The 21,155-nt window shown below is 60.7% G+C and carries 17 protein-coding genes; 5 read left to right on the top strand and 12 right to left on the bottom strand.

Going from position 1 to position 21,155, the window contains the following annotated elements; all coding sequences use genetic code 11:
* Nucleotides 1–21: 21 nt before the first annotated feature.
* Nucleotides 22–1,404 (bottom strand): cytochrome c peroxidase, encoded by a 1,383-nt coding sequence (locus HMPREF0326_RS00100; RefSeq protein WP_009302952.1) that lies wholly within the window; start codon nt 1,402–1,404, stop codon nt 22–24.
* 502 nt (nt 1,405–1,906) lie between these two features.
* Here HMPREF0326_RS00100 and HMPREF0326_RS00095 point away from each other — a divergent pair.
* Together HMPREF0326_RS00095 and uvrC are read left to right on the top strand one after the other, a co-directional pair.
* Entirely contained in the window at nt 1,907–3,514 is a 1,608-nt protein-coding gene (locus tag HMPREF0326_RS00095; RefSeq protein WP_008681741.1) for an outer membrane homotrimeric porin, read from the top strand.
* Nucleotides 3,515–4,178: 664 nt separating this feature from the next.
* Nucleotides 4,179–6,164, top strand: coding sequence for an excinuclease ABC subunit UvrC (uvrC, locus tag HMPREF0326_RS00090; protein ID WP_008681739.1), 1,986 nt, complete (start codon nt 4,179–4,181; stop codon nt 6,162–6,164).
* A gap of 584 nt (nt 6,165–6,748) precedes the next feature.
* Here uvrC and HMPREF0326_RS00085 read toward each other — a convergent pair.
* The 9 genes from HMPREF0326_RS00085 to HMPREF0326_RS00045 all read right to left on the bottom strand — a co-directional run bounded on the left by HMPREF0326_RS00085 (nt 6,749) and on the right by HMPREF0326_RS00045 (nt 17,516).
* Nucleotides 6,749–7,318, bottom strand: a complete 570-nt coding sequence (locus HMPREF0326_RS00085; RefSeq protein WP_008681737.1) for a beta-class carbonic anhydrase — start codon at nt 7,316–7,318, stop codon at nt 6,749–6,751.
* Nucleotides 7,319–7,397: 79 nt separating this feature from the next.
* Nucleotides 7,398–8,279, bottom strand: a complete 882-nt coding sequence (locus tag HMPREF0326_RS00080; protein WP_020990086.1) for a DUF3298 and DUF4163 domain-containing protein — start codon at nt 8,277–8,279, stop codon at nt 7,398–7,400.
* A 250-nt stretch (nt 8,280–8,529) separates the two neighbouring features.
* On the bottom strand, nt 8,530–9,366 hold the full coding sequence (locus HMPREF0326_RS00075) for a DUF3298 and DUF4163 domain-containing protein (RefSeq protein ID WP_020990085.1): 837 nt from the start codon (nt 9,364–9,366) through the stop codon (nt 8,530–8,532).
* Nucleotides 9,367–9,506: 140 nt separating this feature from the next.
* Entirely contained in the window at nt 9,507–10,727 is a 1,221-nt protein-coding gene (locus HMPREF0326_RS00070) for a sodium/hydrogen exchanger (protein ID WP_008681732.1), read from the bottom strand.
* A 228-nt stretch (nt 10,728–10,955) separates the two neighbouring features.
* Nucleotides 10,956–12,464 (bottom strand): tripartite tricarboxylate transporter permease, encoded by a 1,509-nt coding sequence (locus HMPREF0326_RS00065; RefSeq protein WP_008681728.1) that lies wholly within the window; start codon nt 12,462–12,464, stop codon nt 10,956–10,958.
* Nucleotides 12,465–12,745: 281 nt separating this feature from the next.
* Nucleotides 12,746–13,261, bottom strand: coding sequence for a tripartite tricarboxylate transporter TctB family protein (locus tag HMPREF0326_RS00060; RefSeq protein WP_008681727.1), 516 nt, complete (start codon nt 13,259–13,261; stop codon nt 12,746–12,748).
* Nucleotides 13,262–13,508: 247 nt separating this feature from the next.
* Nucleotides 13,509–14,492, bottom strand: coding sequence for a Bug family tripartite tricarboxylate transporter substrate binding protein (locus tag HMPREF0326_RS00055; RefSeq protein ID WP_008681725.1), 984 nt, complete (start codon nt 14,490–14,492; stop codon nt 13,509–13,511).
* Nucleotides 14,493–14,589: 97 nt separating this feature from the next.
* The gene (locus HMPREF0326_RS00050; protein WP_008681723.1) at nt 14,590–16,641 is read right to left on the bottom strand and encodes a metallophosphoesterase; all 2,052 of its coding nucleotides are present in this window, start codon (nt 16,639–16,641) and stop codon (nt 14,590–14,592) included.
* A gap of 119 nt (nt 16,642–16,760) precedes the next feature.
* Nucleotides 16,761–17,516 (bottom strand): GntR family transcriptional regulator, encoded by a 756-nt coding sequence (locus HMPREF0326_RS00045; RefSeq protein ID WP_008681721.1) that lies wholly within the window; start codon nt 17,514–17,516, stop codon nt 16,761–16,763.
* Nucleotides 17,517–17,889: 373 nt separating this feature from the next.
* On the opposite strand from HMPREF0326_RS00045, the gene HMPREF0326_RS00040 reads away from it, so the two are divergent.
* Genes HMPREF0326_RS00040 through HMPREF0326_RS00030 form a run of 3 tightly spaced genes read left to right on the top strand, consistent with a single transcriptional unit; the run spans nt 17,890 to nt 20,055 of the window.
* A complete protein-coding gene (locus HMPREF0326_RS00040; protein ID WP_008681716.1) occupies nt 17,890–18,957 on the top strand; it encodes a zinc-ribbon domain-containing protein in 1,068 nt (355 codons plus the stop codon).
* A gap of 10 nt (nt 18,958–18,967) precedes the next feature.
* Nucleotides 18,968–19,312 (top strand): hypothetical protein, encoded by a 345-nt coding sequence (locus HMPREF0326_RS00035; RefSeq protein WP_020990084.1) that lies wholly within the window; start codon nt 18,968–18,970, stop codon nt 19,310–19,312.
* Nucleotides 19,309–20,055: a hypothetical protein gene (locus HMPREF0326_RS00030; protein WP_008681714.1), complete on the top strand. Its 747-nt coding sequence runs from the start codon at nt 19,309–19,311 to the stop codon at nt 20,053–20,055. Before HMPREF0326_RS00035 ends, HMPREF0326_RS00030 begins: the two co-directional genes overlap by 4 nt.
* A gap of 86 nt (nt 20,056–20,141) precedes the next feature.
* Here HMPREF0326_RS00030 and HMPREF0326_RS16500 read toward each other — a convergent pair whose 3' ends face one another.
* Together HMPREF0326_RS16500 and HMPREF0326_RS16495 are read right to left on the bottom strand one after the other, a co-directional pair.
* Nucleotides 20,142–20,654 carry a hypothetical protein gene (locus HMPREF0326_RS16500; RefSeq protein WP_156896227.1) on the bottom strand — a complete coding sequence of 171 codons (513 nt, stop codon included), beginning with the start codon at nt 20,652–20,654 and terminating at the stop codon, nt 20,142–20,144.
* Nucleotides 20,655–20,684: 30 nt separating this feature from the next.
* Nucleotides 20,685–21,110, bottom strand: coding sequence for a hypothetical protein (locus tag HMPREF0326_RS16495; RefSeq protein ID WP_147568353.1), 426 nt, complete (start codon nt 21,108–21,110; stop codon nt 20,685–20,687).
* Nucleotides 21,111–21,155: the final 45 nt, after the last annotated feature.

The raw sequence follows: 21,155 nt of genomic DNA, 5'->3' as shown, positions 1-21,155 counted from the left end.
CAACGCTGTCAGCTTATAAAGCTACTTGGCCGCCACCTTGCCGGAGAGCATCTTGTGCTCGCCGGTCAGAGTGCGCAGGAAGGCCACGATCAGGTCGCGGTCGCTCTGGGGCACGTCCAGACCGGCGCAATAGACGCCCATGATCCGCACTGCTTCATCCAGCGTGTCCACGGTGCCGTCATGCAGATACGGGCCGGTCAGCTCGATATTGCGCAGATTGGGCACCTTGAAGCGGCGCATGTCCACGTCGCTCTTGGTATGGTTGTAGCGGCCCTTGTCCGAACCCAGCGCTTGGCCGCCGCGGTCGGCAAAGTAGTCCTTCTTGAGATCCATGTACTCGTAGGACTGGCCGCCTACGCTCTTGCCCACATGGCAGGAGGCGCAACGATACGCCTTGAAGCGGTTGTAGCCCTGCACTTCCTGTGCGCTGAGGGCCTTGTCGTCGCCGCGCAGCCACTTGTCGAAACGGCTGTCCGGCGTGATCAGGGTCTTTTCGTACTCGGCGATGGCGTCGGTGATGTTCCTGCCGCTCCAGCCGTCAGGATAGACGGCCGTGAACTCGGCGGTCAGGGCCGCGTCCTGGGACAGACGGCCGATGATTTCCTCCCAGCTCTTACTGCCCATTTCAATGGGATTCATGGGCGGTCCGCCGGCCTGCTCCTGCAGATCAGCCGCGCGGCCGTCCCAGAACTGGGCCAGATTGAAGGCCGCGTTGAACACCGTGGGCGGGTTCACGTCGCCGAACTGCTTGCGCACGCCTTCGGAGAAGCGCTGGTGGTCCGTGCCGCCACGGTCATAAAAGTGGCAACCGGCGCAGGACAGCGTGCTGTCCGTGGAAAGGCGCTTGTCATTGAACAGCTTGTCGCCCAAGGCCACCTTTTTGGCGTCGGTCCTGATCAGGCGCGGCAGGGGCTGCAAGGGCTCGTTGGCGTGTTTGGGCGCGGCGTCAGTGGTGTAGTGGGCCTTGCGCGAAGTCTTTACCCAATCCAAAATGTCCTTCTTGTCCTGGTCCGAAAGGCGGCTGCCCCAGTGCACCACGGCGAACTTGGCCGGAGGCATGGTGTCATTGATGATGACCCACTCCATTTTCGCCAGCACGGTTTCGCCGATGGGTTTGCCCTTGTTCTGGATCAGCTCCACATTAAGGTCCATGGCGCGGATGCCGTCACGGTAGTCTTTTTCAATGATCTGGCGGATGCCCGGCACTTTGGCGTAAAACGGCAGATCATAGCCGCGGGTGTGACAAGCCATGCATTTGTCCTGCACGACCTGGGAAACCTTGGCGAACTTGGCCATGGGCGGCATGCCCCCGGTTGCCGTTTCACTGGTGGGCGCGGCCGGCGCGGGCCCGCTGAGCAGAGCGACCATCCCCAAAGCGGCCGCTGCGACACAGGAAATCCTCATACCCATTCCTCCCTGTTGGTGTGGATTGCAGTTGTGTCCATCTTCACAATCCCCGCCCTTTTGTCAAGAAAAATTATCAATACTGAATAGAGGGACAAAGCCTGATCAGCACGGCATAGCCCGCGACTTGCGGATATCGTATCCGGATGCCCCGGCGTGCGTGCGCTCCAGGACAGCCCAAAAATTTTTAAACCGCCCCGAACGGGCGTCACCAGCCCGGAAACAGGCTTTAATCGGGAATATGGATAATCTTTTCCGGGCCGCGCAAAAAAAATTTAAAAATTTTTTTCATCTCGAAAAAATTTAACAAGTTGATTTTATAATAAAATTATTTTTACACTGTTTTTTCTGCCCTAAAGAGTAAAAATTTTTGCACGAATAGACTTGCAATGCAGGCGGGGATTTCTTAAATTCAGCTCGCGGCGGGAAACCGCCCCACAGGCGTTTCCGTTACGACAACCCGTTCCCCCTTAGCGGGGAGCAAAAGAAAGGAAGGTTAACCATGAAAAAGATCGCTACGCTTCTGTTGGCGGCGGGCTTGGTGTTCGGTGTTGCCACCGGCGCCAGCGCCATTGATTTCAAGGCCAAAGGCCAGTGGATCATGAGCTTCGACTATGGCCAGAACGGCGGTTTTACCGGCGGTAACGGCATGACCGGCTTCAACAAGGCCAACAAGTCGTACAAGGGCGAGGACGAATTCGAAGCCAAACAGCGCGTGCGCTTGCAGTTGGACGCCGTGGCTTCCGAGTCCCTGTCCGGCACCGTGTTCTTTGAAATCGGCGCCCAGACCTGGGGTGAGAACGGCTCCGGCGGCGCCTTGGGCGCTGACGCCAACAATGTTGTAAAGCTGAAGAATGCCTATATTGACTGGATGGTGCCCCAGACCGACCTGAAGGTGCGCATGGGCATTCAGGGCATCGCCCTGCCCAGCATGACCACCGGCAGCAACGTCTTCAATGACGACGTGGCCGGTGTGGTCGCCAGCTACCAGTTCAACGAAAACGTGGGCCTCACCGCTTTCTGGGCTCGCCCCTGGAACGACAACTTTACCGGCTGGAATGACACCGTCCATGGCGATAACTATCAGTCCAACTACATGGACAACGTGGACGTTTTCGCCCTGCTGCTGCCCCTGTCCTTTGACGGCGTGAAAGTGACCCCCTGGGGCATGATGGCCGGCATCGGTCCCAACGCCTTTGCGTCGCAGACGGGCAAGGGTACCCCTGCTGATCCTTATGGCCGTGACTATTTCAGCGTGTCCGGCACCTCCAACAAGTATGCCGCGGCTGGCATGTTCCCGGCGGGCGGCGCCATGCACAAGGACGGCAAGAGCGCCGCCAAGCGCCTGAACAGCTACGGCACCGCCTGGTGGGCCGGCCTGACCGGCGAAGTGACCATGTGGGATCCCTTCCGCATTGCCTGGGATTTCAACTACGGTTCCGCAGAATATGACGACAGCCGTTTGAACCGCTCCGGCTGGTTGGCCTCCCTGCTTTTCGAATACAAGATGGATTGGGGTATTCCGGGCCTGTACGGTTGGTACGGTTCCGGCGATGACGACAATCCGGCCAACGGTTCCGAGCGTATGCCTTCGCTCAGCGTGAACAACAATAACAACGGCTTCTCCAACTTCGCTTTCAACGGCAATCCCTATATCGCCCGTGAAGGCATCTTGGGCTACAGCATGGCCGGCACCTGGGGCATCGGCGCCCGCGTGAAGGACGTGAGCTTTGTGGAAGACCTCAAGCACACCCTGCGCGTGAATTACATCGGCGGCACCAACGCTCCCAAGATGGCCAAGTACCTCTCGGGTAACGCTGCTCGTGGCTATGATGGCATTAACGGTGCTGTTAACGGCGTCACCGGCCCCAATATGCAGGGCCTGGGCATGGATCCGCTGTACATGACCACTGAGGACAGCGCCCTGGAAATCGGCCTGACCAACGAATACAAGATGTACGAAAACTTCACCATCATGCTGGACGCCGCTTACCTGGCCACCTGGATCGACCACTCCAAGTCCACTTGGGGCCGCAGTGCTATGAACGGCAAGAGCGACCAGGAACGCGACCCGTGGAACGTCAACCTGAGCTTCGTGTACGCTTTCTAAGCTGCCGGTTCAGTCAGTCTCAAAAAAGGGAGCCTTCGGGCTCCCTTTTTGCGTCGGTGGAGTCAGGGGCATTCTGCTCTCCACCTGTTGTTTTATTCTGCCCTCCGGGCATTATGATTTTCGCTTCGCTGCCGTTTTGACCGCCTATCGTTGCTGTCTTCATCCGTAAGGCAGCCTTGCCGCCAACGGTGCCGCCTCTCTCCGCGTCGCGCAATACCATCCACTGACGATCGTTGAGAAGGAGATGTTCAGCTGTTGGACGTTGACACGCGGCGATTTCGGGACGCAGCGAGCCACGCGAGCAAGACCCGTGGGACGCCGCGTCAACGCACTACGACATACAGCAGGGGCAGGGGGTTGTAGGGGGCCTGGGGGCAGCCGTCCCCGGCCCCCTGCCGCGCGCTTTAGCCGTAGGCGAGCTTGCGAGCCGTACGGATAAAGACAGCAACGATAGGCGGCCCAAACGCCGGGCGGCGTAAAGCCTCTGTGCCCGCAGGGCTCGGAATACCTCATCCGTATGACAAGCCCACTAAAATAATTACCATTGAAATGTAACCTGTTATAAATACAAAATAATTCCGCATACGAAAAGAGAACGGAATGACCCTGGTCGGCCGAGTGCCAACGGCTTGGCAGGCAGACGCCCTTCCGGTAAAATCATCGCGTGCAAAAGCCCGACCCTTCCACCATACCGCTCACGCCCGGCGTGTACCTGTACAAGGACAGCCGGGGCCGGATCATCTATGTGGGCAAGGCCCGCATTCTGCGGCGGCGCGTGCTGTCATATTTTCGGCCTGAGGGACTTCCCGCCAAGACCAGGGCCATGCTGGCCCACGCGGTCAGCCTGGAATATCTGACCACCACCACGGAAAAAGAAGCTTTGCTGCTTGAGGCAAGCCTGATCAAGAAGCACCGTCCGCACTACAATATCGTTCTGCGCGACGACAAGCAGTATGTGCTCTTCCGGCTCAACCTCAAGCATCCCTTCCCGCGCCTGGAGGTTGTGCGCCGGGCCCGTCGCGACGGCGCGCGTTATTTCGGGCCGTTCACCTCCGCTCTTTCAGCGCGGGAAACCTGGAAGCTGATTCACCGCGCCTTTCCGCTGCGCCGCTGTTCGGACCGGGCCATGAAAAACAGGGTGCGGCCCTGCCTGTACCACCATATGGGCCAGTGTCCGGCCCCTTGCATGGACCTGATTACGCCTGAGGCCTATCATCAGGCGGTGCACAAGGTCTGCGAATTGCTGCAAGGCCGGGCTGAACCTCTGCTGCGCGGCTTGCGCGCGGAAATGGAGCAGGCCGCCGAGAATCTGGAATTTGAAAAGGCCGCGACCTTGCGCGATCAGATCCGGGCCGTGGAGCGCACGGTGGAGCGCCAGGCCGCGGTTTTGCCCGGCGGCGGCGATATGGATGCCGTGGGCCTGTTCCCGGCGGACAAAGGCCTGGCTCTGGGCATTGCTTTTGTGCGAAGCGGGGCGGTCACCGACGGCCGGGCTTTTTACTGGCCGGGCCTGACGTTTGAGGACGCGCCGGAATTGCTGAGTTCCTTTGTCAGCCAGTATTACAGCCAGGTCACGCCGCCGCCGCGCATACTCCTGCCCTGGCTGCCGCCGGAATTGGAATGGGAGGCGGACGAGAGGGAAGGAGGGTCTGCTTCGTCGGATGCGGAATCAGCGGAGTCCGGCGCATCGTCCGCCGTATCGGAGCCGGATGCGACCGCACCGGGCGGGGATTCGGCGCAGGGTGCCCCCAGCGGCAAGGCTTTGCTGGAGCAGGCCCTGGCCGACCGCCGGGGAGGACCGGTACGCATTGTGGCCCCCCAGAATGCCTCGGATAATCAGCTCATTGATCTGGCGCAGTCCAATGCCCGCGAAGAGGCTCGTCGCCGCCGGAATCAGGACGGCCAATCCATTCTGGAGCGGCTGGCCAAAGCCCTGCATCTGGCCGGGCCGCCGCAACGTATTGAATGCGTGGATGTGTCCCACACCGGCGGCCGGCAGACCAGAGTGGGGCTGGTGGTATTCACGGACGGCCAGCCCAGCCGCCCGGATTACCGTACCTATGCCATGCCGGACAGCGGCGACGATTACGCAACTCTGCACGCCTGGGTGGCGCGGCGGCTGGAGAGCGGCCCGCCCTGGCCGGACCTTTTGCTGATCGACGGCGGCCGGGGACAATTGGCCGTGGTGGAGCGGGCCTTGGCCGATGCCGGGCAAATAGGCCTGTTCAGCCTGGCGGCCATTGCCAAGGCCCGTGACGAGCGCGGCCAGGCCGACCGCCGGGCGGGCAACGTGGCGGATCGGATTTTTGTGCCGGGCCGGGCCAATCCCTTGCCCCTGCGCGAGGGTGGACCGGAATTGCTCTTTTTGCAGAATGTGCGCGACGCCACCCACCGCTTCGCCATCGGCCGCCACCGCCGGGCGCGCCAGGGGGCCGCGCTTTCCGGAGAGCTCATGCGCCTGCCGGGCATCGGTCCGGCCACGGCGCGGCTGCTCTGGGAAACGTTCGGCAGCGTGGAGGCCATGCGAGCGGCGAGTCTGGAGGAATTGCGCGCCCTGCCGGGCATCGGCCCGGCCAAGGCGGCGCTGTTGCAGGAAAAGCTCAAAAATCTGGGCTTGGCCCTCATTAAAACGCCGTCCGCGAAAAGCTGAATTTTTTCGGGCAGCAAGGCGCAAAGGAGAAACCGGACGAAGCTGTGCTTTAGCCGTTGTGACGAAGGAGCTTTAGCCGTAGGCGAACTTGTGAGTCGTACGGATAAAGGCAGCAACCTAGCTACGGATGAAGACAGCAATTGGTTACGCAAAATTATATCCAAGGAAATCGCTGTCGCTATCCGTAGCCGTGCTGTCCTTATCTGTACGCCGCCCTGCGGCTGCAGCTAAGGCAACACGGCTTCGCCGTGAACGGTTCAGGCAAGCCGCTGGCGCGGCAACGGCCGGCGCATTTTTTAGGATTCTCCCGGTACCAGCCATCCGCCTGCGCTTCGCTCCGGCGGAGTAAAGGTGGCTTTGCCTCTTTTTTGTTCGTTCCCCGATCTATCGGGGAATAAAGACTTTTTAGATGCGTCTGCCCTGCTGCCGTGAACATACCGCAAGGTCAATTTTTTTTGCAACGCCGCTGTACGGAAAAAGGCGGCTTTGCGGCAGGCGCTTTAATGTGGGCTGAGCCTGGGCTGACCCGGCATCGCTCCGCCGGGCAAACGCGGTGGGGAGTGGAGTGTTTCAAGCAGTAAGTGCTAGTCGCGCGAGCCGTCAACCACCAGTCGAACGCTGCCGCTGGCCGGCTGCATCAACAGGCCGTGCACCACGATGTCCGGAGGAAAAGCAGGATGGGTGCGGAGCAGCCGCACCACGCGGCGGACATTTTGTTCCGGATCGGTGTGCGGATCCAGATAGGTTTCCAGAGGGCCGCGCATGGTTTCCACGGCTTCCTCGCCGATGCCGCGTTGGCGCATCTTGTCCAGCAGCACCGCCGAGGAGGCGTGGGTAAAGCCGCAGTCCTCGTGTCCCACCACTATGATCTCCTCAATATTTTGCATGAAGACAGCCACCAGCAGGCTGATGATCATGGTGCCCTCAAGCGTGCCGATGATGTTGCCGGCGTTGCGCAGCACCACGGCGTCGCCGCGTCGGATGCCCAAGGCGGGTTCCACCATTTCCACCAGGCGGGCGTCCATGCAGGTAAAGATGGCGCAGCGCCTGTGCGGAGTCTTTTTCAGAGCCACGGCCGCCGCGCGTCGGGCTTCACCCTCTTTCTCCGTAACGGCCCGATTGTGAGCCAGAATATCCTGCAATAATGTGGTCATGGTATTCCTTATGAATAAACTGTGTTTAAGGGGGACAAAAAAGAAGCGGGGAAGAATTTTCCGGTGACGGCAGGCGTGTTCAGCGGCCCCAGAGGGCCAGGAGGGGACGGGCCTGGAGCAGTTCCTCCAGAGGCATGTTGACCTTCTGCACGCCGGCGGCCCAGGGTGCGACCTGATAGGGCTGGAAGTTGATGCAAATGCCTTCGGGCGTGAGGGTCAGGCTGGAGAAGTTCTCCACCAGGGGCTCAGTGCCGTCTTTGAGCATCTGGGCCGGGCGGCCCGCGCCGAAGCGGCGGGCCAGTTCCTGGCGGGACCAGGCGGACATCAGGTTGAGGGCTGTTTCCGGCGTTTCGAACAGGTCTACCAGGCCCAGGCGCTGGCCTGTGATCAGGCTGTAATTGAGAGTCATGATGTCCAGGTTGCCGTGCGCGCCGCCGGTATAATTCCAGATTTCAAAAGTGATGCTCACGGCCGCGTCGGACGGCCAGGACACGCTGTAGGAGCCCCAGAGCTCAAAAGCCGGGCCGCTCTCGCCGCTTTGTTCCGTGCTGGGCAGGCCGAAGGCGTTGATGTCAAGGTGTTCCTCAAAGGCGTCGGCAATGCCCGTGACCCATTGACGGATGTCCGCGTCAATGTCGCTGCGGCCCAGTGAAGGATAGTTGATGTTGATTTCAGCGGCTCTGGGGTGTCCCGCCGGGCCGTCCGGCAGAGGGCGCTGCAGGAGATGGTCGATGACGCCGGGCCGCCGCGAGCCGGAAATTTCAGCCGCCGCGGCTTCCTTGCCGGAGGAATCTCCGGCGGCCGGGCCGTCCGTCGCTCCGATCGCCGCATCGTCCACTGAAGTCCGGGAGGCCGCGAGGAGCGGCCCGTTTAACGAATCCGCGCCGGGCAGGGCCAGGGCCGTTACGGCCGGAAGACAGAGAAGCAGTCCCGTCAGGAGACAATACAATACGCGAGGCATGGATACTGACCTCATCCGGATGGAGTCCGACCTGACAGGCCGGACTCCATGTCAGTCTTTTAGAGCAGATTAACTTTGAGAATTAACATTCTCAAAGTCTGCGCCGCCCTTATCCTATCGTTGCTGTCGTCATCCGCAAGCCGCCCAGCGGCAACGGCTGACGCGTGATGGAAACGCGGTCCCGCCGCAGGATGAGGGCGCGGGCGTCCGCTTTCGCAGTCGCCGGAGTAAAGCAGCTTTTAAAGTTACTTTACTCTACAACAGGGGCCTGGGGCCAGATCCGGACTTCGGGGCCGGCGGCGGCCAGTTCCGCCAGAGGCATGTCCACGCGCTGCGGCCCGGCGGCCCAGGGCGCGACCTGATAGGGCTGGAACTCAATGCGCAGTCCCTGCGGCGTCAGGGTCAGATTGGCGAAATTGCGCAGATCCGGGGCCACGCCGTCCCGGATCATGTCCTCGTCCGTATCTTCGCCCAAGCTGCGGGCGAGTTCTTTTTGGGACCAGGCGGACATCAGTTGCAGGGCCTTTTCCGGATCCTTGAACAGGTCCGCCAAGTCCAGACGCCGTCCCGTGCGCAGGTCATAATTCAGGCAGGTGATTTCCAGGTTGCCGTGCGCGCCGCCGGTATAGCTGTAGACCCTGAAGGTCACGCTGACCACGCCTTCCGACGGGCGCGTGAGCTCAAACAGGCCGGTGAGATCCCACATGCCGTAGCTGCTCGGCTTTTCTCCGTCCGGGCCGTCGGCTTTGCTGACCTCTTTTTCATAGGCGTCGGCCACGTCCGTGGCCCAGCGGCGGATGGCCTCGTCCACGGCGGTCTGATGCAGCACCGGATAATAAAGACTGACCGCCGGATTGCCGTTGCCGCCGCGCTGGATGTGCTCATTGAGCACATCGGGGTAGACGGCCTGCTCGGGCCCGCTGTCCTCGGTGTCCGGCGCGGCGGAATCAGCCGGAGGCGGTGTTTCCTCGGCCGCCCAGGCGGGCGAGAAGGCCGTCGGGATGCAGGCGCAGGCCAGCAGAAGGATCAGCAGCCATCCCGCCGGTGTCGGCGGGATGGCCCGGATATGAGAAAAAGCATGCGGCATGGCGCATCCTCCATGTATATTGAGAGCGTTTTGATATTGAAAATATCTCAGCGCTCTGTGCGGATTTTCCGTGAAAATCCGCACCGCGAAATTATCGCAAAATATTCTAAAGGAGGGGGCCAAATGCCGGACCCCTCTCCTTAAACTTTGAATCCCAGGCGCAACTGCCAGACCTTGCGCCAGTTCTTGATCATCAGTATCGCGGCCAGGGCCAGATAGACCTGGGCGTAGAAATAATGCAGGCGCAACGGGTCGTGCGGCAGGCCCAGCATAGCTTCCAACTGTGCGTCATACAAGGGCGATAACAACTGGGCCGCGAAGAGCACCAGCAGCCAGAAGGCCTCACGCACGTGCAGACGCAGATCCAGCAGCAGGGCCACCGCGAAGATGGACTGCCCGGCGGTCAGTAATATTTCCTGGAACTGGTGGGTGTCAAGGTTTATGGAGGGGGAAAGTCCGCCTGAGGACACCGCGTACACGCCGGGGATCATGCCCACCAGCAGGGTCCACTGATTGAGCTTGGAGGAGAGCAGGCTGCCCAGGGCCAGTCCGGCGTTGCCCCGGAAGGCGAACATCAGGGCCACAATGAATTCCGGCGCTTCCGAGGCGATGGGCGCGAGCCACTGCACCAGCAGGAATTCATTGACGCCCAGCAGCTTGCCGCTGGCCACCAGGCTTTCGCTGAACGGTTCGGCATTGCAGAGAATCACCAGGGCGGCGAAGAGGAAAATAGCGATCACGGTCCGCAGCCGCTTCTTTTTGGGCAGTTGGGCCAGCACGGCGGCCGGGCCTTCGGGTTCCTCCTCCTCACAGGGACGGCGGGCGATGATCCAGATGTACCAGGCGTAAATGGCCAGAAAAACCACGCCGTCCACCCAGGTCAGCGAGCCCTTGAGCGGGATCAGCAGGGCGTAGAGGGTCGCCAGGCCCAGAAAAAGCACGTCCGTGCGCTTGTCGTCGTGCAGGGCCACGGCCGAATGGTAGCGCCCGGCGAAAATCAGCACGATGGCCGACCAGCCCACGCCGATGAGCAGCCGGTTGGCCCCGGTCATATTGGCGATGGCGTAGTGGGAATAGGCGCTTTCCGGGTGCTGGCCCGCCATCCAGGTGAAGTACATGTCCACCGCGTATTCCGGCAGCACGGCGATAAAGGCCACCACGGCCACGGCCACGGCCTGGGGAATGTCCAGCTGGGCCACTTCACAGGCCCAGGTCAGCAGGAAGGAAGCCCCCAGAATAGCCATGCCCGAAAGCACGGCCACCCAGATCGGTGAAAGGTCGGGATGCGCGAAACGCAGGGCCAGGCCCGGCAGTGTGAGCACTATCGCCAGAATGTAGGGGCGCAGAGCGCGGAGTGACATGGCGTCTCCTTGGGCAAAAGATGTACGGTCCGGGGCGCGGGCCGGAAAACAAAAAAAAGACCCTGGCATTGCTGCCAAGGTCTCACTGATCGGCGTGGCCGACGACGGCACCAGACCAATAAGGTCATGCTGTTGATGCCGTCCAGGTTTCGGGAACCTAGTTACTCCCCTTGAGTGAGAAGAATGTATCCATGGCCCTCGGAGCTGTCAAGCGGGCTTTGTCCTCGTTTACTCCTCATTGGGCGGTTCGACGGGGTCCGGGCTCTTTTTCCGTTCCAGCCATTCCTTGCGCAGGGTGATGAACAGGGAGAGGGCGGTCAGGGCGATGAAGAACCAGCAGATGGGCGTGCTCCAGAGAATGCCGACATCGCCGTGGGAAATGAGCAGGGAGCGGCGCAGATTGTCCTCAAAGAGCGGGCCGAGGATGAAGGCCACCAGAAAGGGCGCTTCCGCGATGTGGTTTCTGCCCATGTACATGCTCACCAGGCCCATGCAGAGCAGTACCAGGATGTCGAAGGCGTTGTTGTTGATGGAGAACGCGCCGAACAGGCAGATGCAGAGGATGGCCGGAAACAGGACCATCCGGGGCGCTCTGGTGATCTTGTCGGCGCCGCGCAGGCAGAAAAAGCCGGAGATCAGCAGAAAGAGCGAACTCAGGATGATGCCGAAGTAGAGCGCGTACACCAGGGGCAGATTTTCTTCGAAGAGCAGAGGGCCGGGCGTGATGTTGTGCATCATGAACGCGCCGAGCATCACGGCCGTGACGATGTCGCCGGGCACGCCCAGAGAGAGCAGGGGAATCAGGGTGGCTCCGCAGACCCCGTTGTTTCCGGCCTCGGCGGCGGCGATGCCTTCCAGTTCGCCCTTGCCGAAATTGGCCGCGCGTTTGGAGTAGCGGCGGGCCTCGCTGTAGGAGAGATAGGCTGCAGGCGCGCCGCCGATGCCGGGAATGGCCCCCATGACCACGCCGATGAGGCTGCCCCGGAAAATGGAGGTGAAGCAGCGTTTGAAATCCGCCCAGGTCAGGCGGCTGTGCCCCATGTCCGCCTGGATGGCGGGCGGCGGGGTCGGCGAGGTGGCCTTGATGATTTCGGGGATGGCGAACAGGCCGATGAGCAGGGGAATGAAGCTGAAGCCCGCCATCAGATTCACGTCGTTGAAGGTCATCCGGCCGGTGCCGAAGACGATGTCCATGCCCACGCTGGCCAGCAGCAGGCCGAAACAGGCCGAGATGAGCCCCTTGAGCAGGGACGCGCCGGACAGCCCGGCCACAATGGTCAGGGAAAAGCAGATCAGGGAAAAGAATTCCGCCGGTCCGAAGCGCAGGGCGAAGCTGGCGATCATGCCGGTGCAGAAAATCAGGGCCAGATTGGACACCATGTCCGCGAAGCAGGAGGAGTACAGGGCCATGTACAGGGCCTGTCCAGCCTTGCCCTGCCGGGCCAGGGGATAGCCGTCCAGCACGGTGCAGGCGGCGGCCGCCGTGCCCGGCGTGCGGATCAGGATGGCGGAAATGGAGCCTCCGTACATGGAGCCCTTGTAGATGCCCAGCAAAAGCATCAGGGAGGTGATGGGAGGCATGTAAAAGGTGAAGGGCAGGGCCAGAGTCACGGCCATGGCCCCGGTCAGTCCGGGCAGGGCTCCGATGATCACGCCGCCGAGCATGCCGCCGAACAGGGCGAGGATGTTTTCCACGGAGGCGATGAGGTGCAGTCCTTGTTGCAGTGCTTCAAGCATGGGCGTCTCCTGGGGACTGTTGCTGAATCGGTTCTTTTGCCTTCCAATTTCGGTGCAACGGTTGAAGCGAGTGCCATTGGGAATACATTTTTTTTGTAAAAAGCCTGTTTTCCTCGCTGGAAAGACAAAAGTCCGCAATTTGGAAGCAGTCCCTAAAGCTGTTTACACTGATGGTTGTCGTGTGCCGTATACTGTTTTGCGGCGCGGAGTATACTGAATTCAGCGCGGAGCGATGGAACCTTTGTGACAGTACACCGTGCCGGAGCGGGGTGCGCCGGTTTTCAGAGGAAGGATTGCAGAATGCCCAAAGGAACGGGCACGGCGGCGATGCGGACGAAAAAGACGTAAAGCGCGGCGGTAAGGATGCAGTCCGTCAGCAGCAGGCGCAGCCAGTTGCGTTCGCCGCAGAGCCGGGCAAAGGTCGCGTACAGAATAAAACTGCCCAGCACCATGCCCACGTCGTCAATGAAGAAGTAAAAGAGAAAGAGCAGTCCGAAGGCCAGAAGGGTGTGCATCAATGCGCCCCAACTCCGGGGCCCGGCTTTGTCCAGGCTTGCGGGCGGCGCGGCGGCGCGGCGCAGCCGTAAATGCTTCAGGATCGTGTTGGCCGTGAGCAGCAGCGAGGCGCCCAGTCCCGCCAGGGCGATCCAGGAAGGATAGGCCGCCGGGGAAAGCTGGCCGGGGTCATGGGAATGGGGAACCTCGATGCCCAGAGGGATAAGTACGAAATAGACCATGCAGAAAAATGCCGTGAGCGTCAGCCCCAGGATCAGATCTTGCCGTACTGTCGCGTGCATATGGCCTCCTTAAGAGCAATTCGCGTATGAAATAAGTGAATTGCTCTAGTGACCGCGTGAGCGGACACCCGCGCCCAACTGCAAGGAAAAACCGCGTTTTTCCGCAGCATGCGGGCGGCGTAGAGTTTGAAATGTTACACATTTCAAACTCAAAATAATGTGCAGGCGGGGAGGGGCTCCTCCCCGCGCGGCGTCCGGAATATGTCGGAAGAGGTCAGGCCGGAAATTTCCTGTCGTGAAAGCTATGTTACCGAATGACCAGGCCCAGGGCCTGCCCCAGTTGTTCGAACTTCCGCACCTGGGCCCGCACAAAGGCTTCGGTTTCGGCCGGGGACAGGATATCGGGGATGGCTCCCATGTTTTCCGTGGGTTCCAGCCACTCCTTGTTGGTCTTGACGGCCTGCAGGGCCTGTACCCACTTGTCCACGGCCTCCTGGGGCATGCCTTTGATGCCGTACAGGGCGTTCCAGCCCAGAATATTTTCCAGTTCAGGGAAACCGGCCTCGCGCACGGTGGGAATATCCGGATACTTGGGCAGGCGCTTGGCCGTGGTCACGGCCAGGGCGCGCAGCTTGCCGCCTTCGCCGAGCTGGTCAAAGGCCGCCGCCAGGTTGATGGCCCCGAAGTCCACATGCCCGCCCAGAATGGCGTTCTTGCCCGCCGCGTCGCTCTGGAAGGGCACGCTCACCGCGCCGTCCTTGCCCAGGCCCACGGCGTGCAGCAGCATATAGGAGGCGATTTCCTGAATGTTCAGGGCTCCGGCCGTGCTGAAGGTCAGCTTGCCGGGATTGGCCTTGACGGCGTCGGCCAGGTCCCGCAGCGTCTTGTAGGGCGAATCCTTGTGAACCACGACCACCAGGGGATTGAGGTCCAGCAGGCCCAGAAAGACAAAACTGTCCCACTTGTACTGGATGGTCTTGTTCAGCGCCGGGATGATGGCGGCGTTGGCAACGCGCCCGATGAGCAGGGTCTGGCCGTCGGGCTTGCTGCGGAAGGCCACGGTGGTGCCCAGCACACCGGCCGCGCCGGGTTTGTTGACCACGACCACGGGCTTGGCGAAGTCGTTCTTGACGGCGTTGGCCAGAATGCGGGCCGCCAGATCGCCCGCGCCGCCCGCGCCGAAGGGGCAGATGATGGAAATGGGGCCCTTGGGGTATTCGGCATGGGCCGTGCCCGTGAAACAGAGAGCCAGCAGGGTTAAAGCCAGAATGCGTGTGAATCGGTGCGACATGACGGTTCTCCTTTACGGCTGGTTTTATTCTGATCCACCCCCGGGTTCATTCTGTCGGTTCATTCCGGGGATGGCTTCCGTGCACATTGAGAACGGGTTAACGCCCCCGCAAAAAATACAGGCCCTCGGCCACGGGGCGGAGTTCTTCGGCCGGGAATTTGAAGCCGCTGTCCAGATCCACCGCCGTCACCGCCGCCGTGGAGGTGAAGAGTTCCGGCGGGATGGACAGGGGCGCGCCCATGGCGTCGGGACCGGCCATGTACAGGGCGATGCTCTCGCCGTTTTGGCGGGTCCGGAGCCAGCGGCCCTTGGCTTCCATTTCCTCCACAGGACCGATGTCTCCCCGGCCTTCGTTGAGCGCGGCGTGCAGATGGCCGATGACCCTGGCGGCCCGCCGGGGATTGCAGGTCTGGTCCAGCACGCCGTTGCGCACGAAATAGCCCCGGTCGATATCCGTAAGGGCGTCGGCAAAAACCGTGACGCCCGTGCCCGCGGCGCAGAACAGGGCCTCGGCCGTGCGCTGCGCCGCCCATGTGTCATCGTGCACGGCCTCGGCCGGATTGAAGCCGGTCAGGCGCAGATGCAGGGAGGCGGGCAGACCGCGCGCGGCACAGGTTTTGTGGGCAAAGGCTGTGAGGGTGGGGAGGTCGTCGTGGCTCATGGCCCGGAATACCAGCCCGATGCCTTCCAGCCCCTGGAGCGCGGCCAAGCGGGCGATTCTGCCCGCGTCTCCCGCAGTGAATCCGTGGTTCATGACGTGAAAATAGCGGCCGTCAGGCGCGCGGTTGTCCTCATGCTCCCACATCCGGCTGAGCAGGATGGGCAGCTTCAGTTCGCGTCGCAATTCGCGTAGCCCGGCGGCAAGCCGCGCCAGTTCCCGCTCACGGAAGCTGATTTCCCAGCCGGAGAGCAGGGCGGCGTTGTCCTGAATGAGCTTTGCGTCGCGCGGCGTGGGCAGGCCGTAGGAATAGAGGGTGAAGGTCTGCCCCAGCGGCAGGAGGCCGCGTATGCGCCGCCGGGCCTCGGCGTTGCGCAGGTCCTGGAGGGGGATGCGCAGATGGCGCACGCCCATTTCCCAGAGCGCCAGCAGGGGGTAGTCGTTGCGGACCTGCTTTCTGTCGAATTCATCCAGAGCGCCGCTGGGGGGGATGCCCACGGCTTCGGCCCAGCTCTGGCGCAGATCAAAGCCCAGGGCCGCGTAACGGTTGCGGGCGGGCGCGACCGGAGTCACGCTCATGGGCGGCGTTTCCAGCGGGTCGTCCGGGGCCACGCACGCGCCGTAGGTCCGGACCATTTCACAGAGGTGCCCGCGCTCGTGCACGTGCACCAGAAAATAGCCCAGCTTGGCCGCGTCATTGCGCCCGGCTTCTGTTTCCTCCAGGGCGGGCGGGGCCTTGAACATTTCGCTGTAGTCCTGGCGCACAAAGGAAGTGGAGGGCAGGAGATAATGCCTGGTGGCGCCTTCGTTCAGGTACCAGAAATTATGGACGTGCCCGGCGAACAGGCCTTCCACGCCGCAACGGGCCATCAGCTCAAGCAGCCGGCCGCGCTCCGGCTCCGCGATATTGTCGTAATGCTCGGCCTCGTCCGTTTCGCAGAGAAAGGGCGGATAATGGGTGCAGATGAAAATCCGTTGTCCGGCGTGGGCAAGAAGGTCGTCCTCCAGCCAGCGTTTCTGCTCCGCTTCGGCGGGCAGGCCGCTGTTCATCAACTGCGCGTTGATGACCACCATATGGATGCCGTTGTGGTCAAAGGAATAATAGTCGTCGCCGAAAGTCTCCCGCCAGAGCCGGATATAGTCTTCCGTAATGGAGCCCGCCGGGGCCCAGGGCATGGGTTTGTCGCCGATGTCGTGGTTGCCGGGGGTGAGGTGGAGGGGGGCGTTCAGTTCCCTGACCTGGGCGTGAAAACGCGCGGCCGCCCCGGCATACAGCTCCTTGACGGCGGGAACCGGGTGGATCAGGTCGCCCAGATGGACCACAAAGGCCACATCCCGCCGGTTCAGATCGCGGACCACATGGCGCATGCGCCTGTTGGCCAGCTTGTTGACCGGGAAGGGCGAATTGCAGTCCAATTCATCCTGATTGAGATGTGAATCAGCAATAACGGCAAATGTAAAAAGCCGTTTTCCCAAGTCCTGAGGCTGCATGCTGTATCCTCCCTGCGGGTTGGGCCGTGGCGCGCCGCCAGCGGCGGCGGGGGGAGCGCAAAATCGCATTTTCTGCGCTGCGGCCTCCACGCCTGTTACGGCAGTACAGGCGTGAAATTTCAGTAGGAGCGGGAGAGCTTTCTGCCGGGGACGCAGAAACTCTGCCGGTATTCATAGGGTATCTCGTTGTAGGAGCAGGAAAGCATTTCAAGAAAAAGAACAGGGGAGTTTTCAGGCAGTTGCAGCACAGCGGCCACTTCCGGCAAGGCGGTGGCGGCGCAGCACAATTCACTGGCCGACATGGTGGGCGTGCCGTAATCCTCTTCAATGATCAGGGTCAGGGCCTCGCTTTCAAAGCGGCGCGGGTCCGTGCGCGCCAGTTCCGGAAAGCGCGCGGCCTCGAAATAGGAATGCACCAGCACAAAGGGCCGGTCGTCAATGGAAATGAGCCGTTCCAGCTTGAGCAGGGGCGTGCCTTCCGCCAGTTGCAGATAGCGGCAGATGAAGTCCTGCCCCGGTTCCGTGGAAGAGCGCAGAAAAGTGAAGCGCCGTTCCGGGTCAGGCTCACCGAAGGCGGCGTGGGTGCGGTAAAAACGGTGGTCTTTGCTGCGGATGAAGCTGCCCGCCACATAGGTGCCCTTACCCTGCACCCGGTGGAGAAAACCGGCAATGACCAACTCCTGCAATGCTTTGCGCACGGTGCCGATGCTGACGCCGTACTCTTTGGATAACCGGCTTTCCGTGGGGATCAGGTCGCCCGGCTGCCAGGCTTTGCTTTCTATCTGGCGGCGCAGGCTCTGGCTGATTCTGGCATAGGCGGGCAGGTGATTGTCGGGATTGTGCCGGGATTGGAGGGATGGCTCATGGTATTGCATACGGCTTCCTTGTGCGCGGCGCTTATTGGAATACGCGTGGCCGGATAAATTCATATATATGACTAGTTGACTATAGTTCTGCTTACCCGCATTCCCAAAAACTTGTCAAGGCGAAAATGCGGACCGAGGAATTTTTTTGGCTCTGCCGTGCCGAAAGCGGCCATGGCCGGATCGACCGGCTTCGGGCGCGTCCGTGGCGGACTTGCCAGCGCGCCTGCCTGCGGCTAATAGAGAAGGTACATTCGGCCGCGTGGCGGCCTCCGGGAAGCGCGCTTTCCGGTCTTCAAGCGTCTGGAGCATTTCCAAGCGTTAAATGCTCTATTGAGATGTGCCGCCGTCCATTGGAGTCCGGGCGGCACGAGAGGAGCCAGTAGTGAATATTACCTGCCCGCAGTGCGGCTTCAGCCGAGAACTGCCCGCCGACCGCCTGCCCGCGCGCGCTGTCATTGCCACCTGTCCCAAATGCGCCTGCCGCTTCCGCTTTTCGCCCGAGGACGGGGTGCTGGAAACCCTTGACGCGCCCGCGCCACGCGACGGGGCCGCGGCGGGCTCGGCAGGGCAGGATGATCCCCTGCCGCCCGGCGCCATTGTGCCGGGCCGCCAAGTACGGGAAGAAGAACCGGAGCACGCCGCGAGCGAAGCGGAGGGCAAGCGCCGGGAGCCGCGAAGCGAAGACGGCGGCGCATTCGCCGACCGCCCGGATGCCGCGCCGGAACAGGAGGAGGAAGAGGACATCCGCCGGACGGCCAGCCGGGCCTATGCCCGTGAGGCCGCCCGCCTGCGGGAGCCGGAGCGGGATGCGGACCCCCATGCGGAGCATGACTATGAGGCCAATCCCTGGGAGACGGCACCCGGGCATGACGGCTGGCTGGCTTCCTTTTATCAGACGGTCATGCGGGTCATGTTCGCCGCGCCGCGCTTTTTCGGCTCGCTCAACCCGGAAGCGCCGCAACTGCGGGCCCTGTGCTTCTACCTTATTATCTGCGTGGTGCAGACGGTGGTGGAGCGTTTCTGGGGCGGCATACTGCTGGCGATCATGGCCCCCAGCGCGGCCACGGACCCGCAGCTGGAAAAAATGCTGGCTCTCCTGGCCCCACAGAGCAATCTAGCTATGACCCTGCTGCTGCGCACGGCCATGCTGGTTCTGCAACTCTATGTTTTCAGCGGCCTGACCCATCTGGCCTACCGTTTCGTGGCGCCGGACCGGGCCAGCTTTCCCCTGGTTTTCCAGGTCATGGTCTACAGTTCGGCCCCGGCGCTGCTCTGCGTCATTCCGGCGCTGGGCTCCCTGGCGGGCATGGTCTGGGGCCTCGCCTGCATGGCCGTGGGCTGCCGCGCGGCCCTGCGTCTGAACTGGCCGCAGACCCTGCTGGGTTTTGTGCCCGTCTGCATGGTGATGGGGCCCATGATTCTTCAACTGCTGTACGCGGTCCAATCCTGAGGCAATGGGCATGGCCCGGTTGTGGCGACGAATCCGCTTTCTCTGGCATGAATTTCGCAAACGTCGGAAATATGGCGCGGCGATCCGGCCCGAGGGCATCCGTGCCCAGGCCGAGGAGCTGGGGCATCTGGCGGAACTTGCCGGCAGAAGCGTGCCCCTGGCCGGACCGGAGGCGCGCCAACTGGCGGAACTAGTGCAGGCCATGGCGCACCTTGCCGACATGACCCGCACGGCGGATTTTTGCCGCCTGTCGGCCGACAGACGCCTTGCCCTGTACGACAACCTGCGCGACGCGCGGGAAAAATTGCTCGCCTCCATTCAGAAGGCGCGCCTAGCCTCGGAGAAACCGCAATGAAATCGTTGCCGCGGCGCGTATGCCCCTGGCTGCCGGGCCTGCTTCCGGTCCTGGCCCTGGTTCTGGCTTTTGCCGCCGGTTGCGCCAGCACCCCGGACGACAGCCGTTCCTCCATCTCCCTGGCCGGAGATTTCAGCACGCCTTTCCAGATCCAAATCGACAATTTCGTGCGCCGTCAGCCGCCCGCCGTCTATGTGTCCCCGCTCGGCCCGGCCGGGCACCGCCCGCGCGCGCTTTTCGTGCCCCTGCGCGCCGTGCAGCAGATCACCAATGCCGTGACCTTCAGCGACCTGCTTTCGCGCCAGGTCTGGCAGATCTGGCTTTCGCTCAATGCCTTCGAGGCCCTGGAATACGCGCCCGAAGCCGGTCCCTTTGAACGCTCGCGCGCTCTGGCCCTGGCCCGGCAGCGCGGCGCGGAACTTCTGGTGGGCGGCTATATCAATCACTATATGGACGGCGGCAGCGGCGGCGACAGCTCCCTGTCCCTGGCAATTGAAGTGTATGACGTGAAGACCGGCACGCAGCTCTGGTCCCTGGCCCAGGGCGGCATGATGGAAGCGCGCCAGGTGCACGATTTTTATCTCTTTTCCATCAAGGAGCGCAATCCGGCGGACCCGTCGGGGCTTATTGCGCGCTCTCTGGCCTGGGATATGGGCCGGGTGGTGCTGGCCTGGGTGGACCCCGCAGCCGCGCGTGAGCGCGGTTCCTCGTGGGGCAGCGTGTTCGGTCGGAAGGCGTTTTAGGGAAGGATGGGCGTGCCCGGCGTCAGGTCGGAACCCCGGCCAGCGGGCTGAGATTGCCCCCGGCGGGCACGGTGGAGGAAACCAAGCTATTCCTTACAGGTAACAATAAATCCTTCAGTAAGATTGTATTTTGGTTTTTCGTTGTATGGGATCAATATTAGATTATAATTTTCATCTAACAAATATGCAGCACTAGATTTTTTTTCTCTTTGATAATCGTTCAACACCCTAATCATATCTGAGACATTTGTAAATTTTTTAGTGATTCCGCCAACACATCTCCTTTCCAAAAATGCACTTTCTGTACATTCCTCAATATAGATATTTTCACCTTTGTAATTTTCTGGAATCAGCGAGATTGCATTATCGCACCCATTTTTTAATAAAAAACCTCTATGGTTCGTCATATAGATAAGGACATCATTCCCAGTTCTATTTATAATAAACGCACTGCCCGGAGAATCGTTTGACGCGATCAGGTATGCTGCCCCTTTGTTTATCAAGGAGCATGCCGAACCTAGCAAAATGCTTATGGATATTACAAAGGCATACGATATACGGACTATCATATTGTCTGTATAATACATTTGGTAAATCAAATCCTTTCTCTTGAAGTTATGTAAATTTTCTTATTTACAAATAATTCTTCCATTTTCTAATCTTTGTCCCTTAAATGGCCTGTCATATGGCACCAATAAAAGATTAAAATTCTCGTCCAAAAGGTACGCCGCACGTTTTCCTGTTTTCTCTTGGAAGTTATGCAGAGCATCAATATTTTCAGATACATTGCCAAAATCTTTGGATTGTATGTCAGGACACTTCCATGTCCTGTATAGCGCAGCAGGACACTCCTTTATTCTCAATCTTTCTGTCGTAAAATAAGAAGATCTTAGAGGGCTATAAATATCATCACAGCCATCTTTCAAAATACTTCCTATATTTTTTGTATATACAACAACATCCTTTCCACTTCTATTTACAATAAATGCTTCTCCAGGAAGTGTACATGATGTAAGTAGCACCACTAAAGTGATTGCAATAAAAATATTATTCATATCTCCATCCATTTTGAATTTTATCATATATTCCAAGTGATTTCA

The sequence above is a fragment of the Desulfovibrio sp. 3_1_syn3 genome (assembly GCF_000145315.2).
Lineage (GTDB): Bacteria > Desulfobacterota > Desulfovibrionia > Desulfovibrionales > Desulfovibrionaceae > Desulfovibrio > Desulfovibrio fairfieldensis.
This window is presented reverse-complemented; position numbering and strand designations above follow the sequence as displayed.

Excerpts from the sequence above, each read along its gene's own strand:
- HMPREF0326_RS00080 (WP_020990086.1), bottom strand. The coding sequence starts at position 8,279 with ATGCCTCGCGTATTGTATTGTCTCCTGACGGGACTGCTTCTCTGTCTT.
- HMPREF0326_RS00050 (WP_008681723.1), bottom strand. The coding sequence starts at position 16,641 with ATGCAGCCTCAGGACTTGGGAAAACGGCTTTTTACATTTGCCGTTATT.
- HMPREF0326_RS00070 (WP_008681732.1), bottom strand. The coding sequence starts at position 10,727 with ATGTCACTCCGCGCTCTGCGCCCCTACATTCTGGCGATAGTGCTCACA.
- HMPREF0326_RS00045 (WP_008681721.1), bottom strand. The coding sequence starts at position 17,516 with ATGCAATACCATGAGCCATCCCTCCAATCCCGGCACAATCCCGACAAT.
- HMPREF0326_RS00100 (WP_009302952.1), bottom strand. The coding sequence starts at position 1,404 with ATGAGGATTTCCTGTGTCGCAGCGGCCGCTTTGGGGATGGTCGCTCTG.
- HMPREF0326_RS00065 (WP_008681728.1), bottom strand. The coding sequence starts at position 12,464 with ATGCTTGAAGCACTGCAACAAGGACTGCACCTCATCGCCTCCGTGGAA.
- HMPREF0326_RS16495 (WP_147568353.1), bottom strand. The coding sequence starts at position 21,110 with ATGAATAATATTTTTATTGCAATCACTTTAGTGGTGCTACTTACATCA.
- HMPREF0326_RS00035 (WP_020990084.1), top strand. The coding sequence starts at position 18,968 with ATGGCCCGGTTGTGGCGACGAATCCGCTTTCTCTGGCATGAATTTCGC.
- HMPREF0326_RS00095 (WP_008681741.1), top strand. The coding sequence starts at position 1,907 with ATGAAAAAGATCGCTACGCTTCTGTTGGCGGCGGGCTTGGTGTTCGGT.
- HMPREF0326_RS00085 (WP_008681737.1), bottom strand. The coding sequence starts at position 7,318 with ATGACCACATTATTGCAGGATATTCTGGCTCACAATCGGGCCGTTACG.
- HMPREF0326_RS00030 (WP_008681714.1), top strand. The coding sequence starts at position 19,309 with ATGAAATCGTTGCCGCGGCGCGTATGCCCCTGGCTGCCGGGCCTGCTT.
- HMPREF0326_RS00055 (WP_008681725.1), bottom strand. The coding sequence starts at position 14,492 with ATGTCGCACCGATTCACACGCATTCTGGCTTTAACCCTGCTGGCTCTC.
- HMPREF0326_RS00060 (WP_008681727.1), bottom strand. The coding sequence starts at position 13,261 with ATGCACGCGACAGTACGGCAAGATCTGATCCTGGGGCTGACGCTCACG.
- HMPREF0326_RS00075 (WP_020990085.1), bottom strand. The coding sequence starts at position 9,366 with ATGCCGCATGCTTTTTCTCATATCCGGGCCATCCCGCCGACACCGGCG.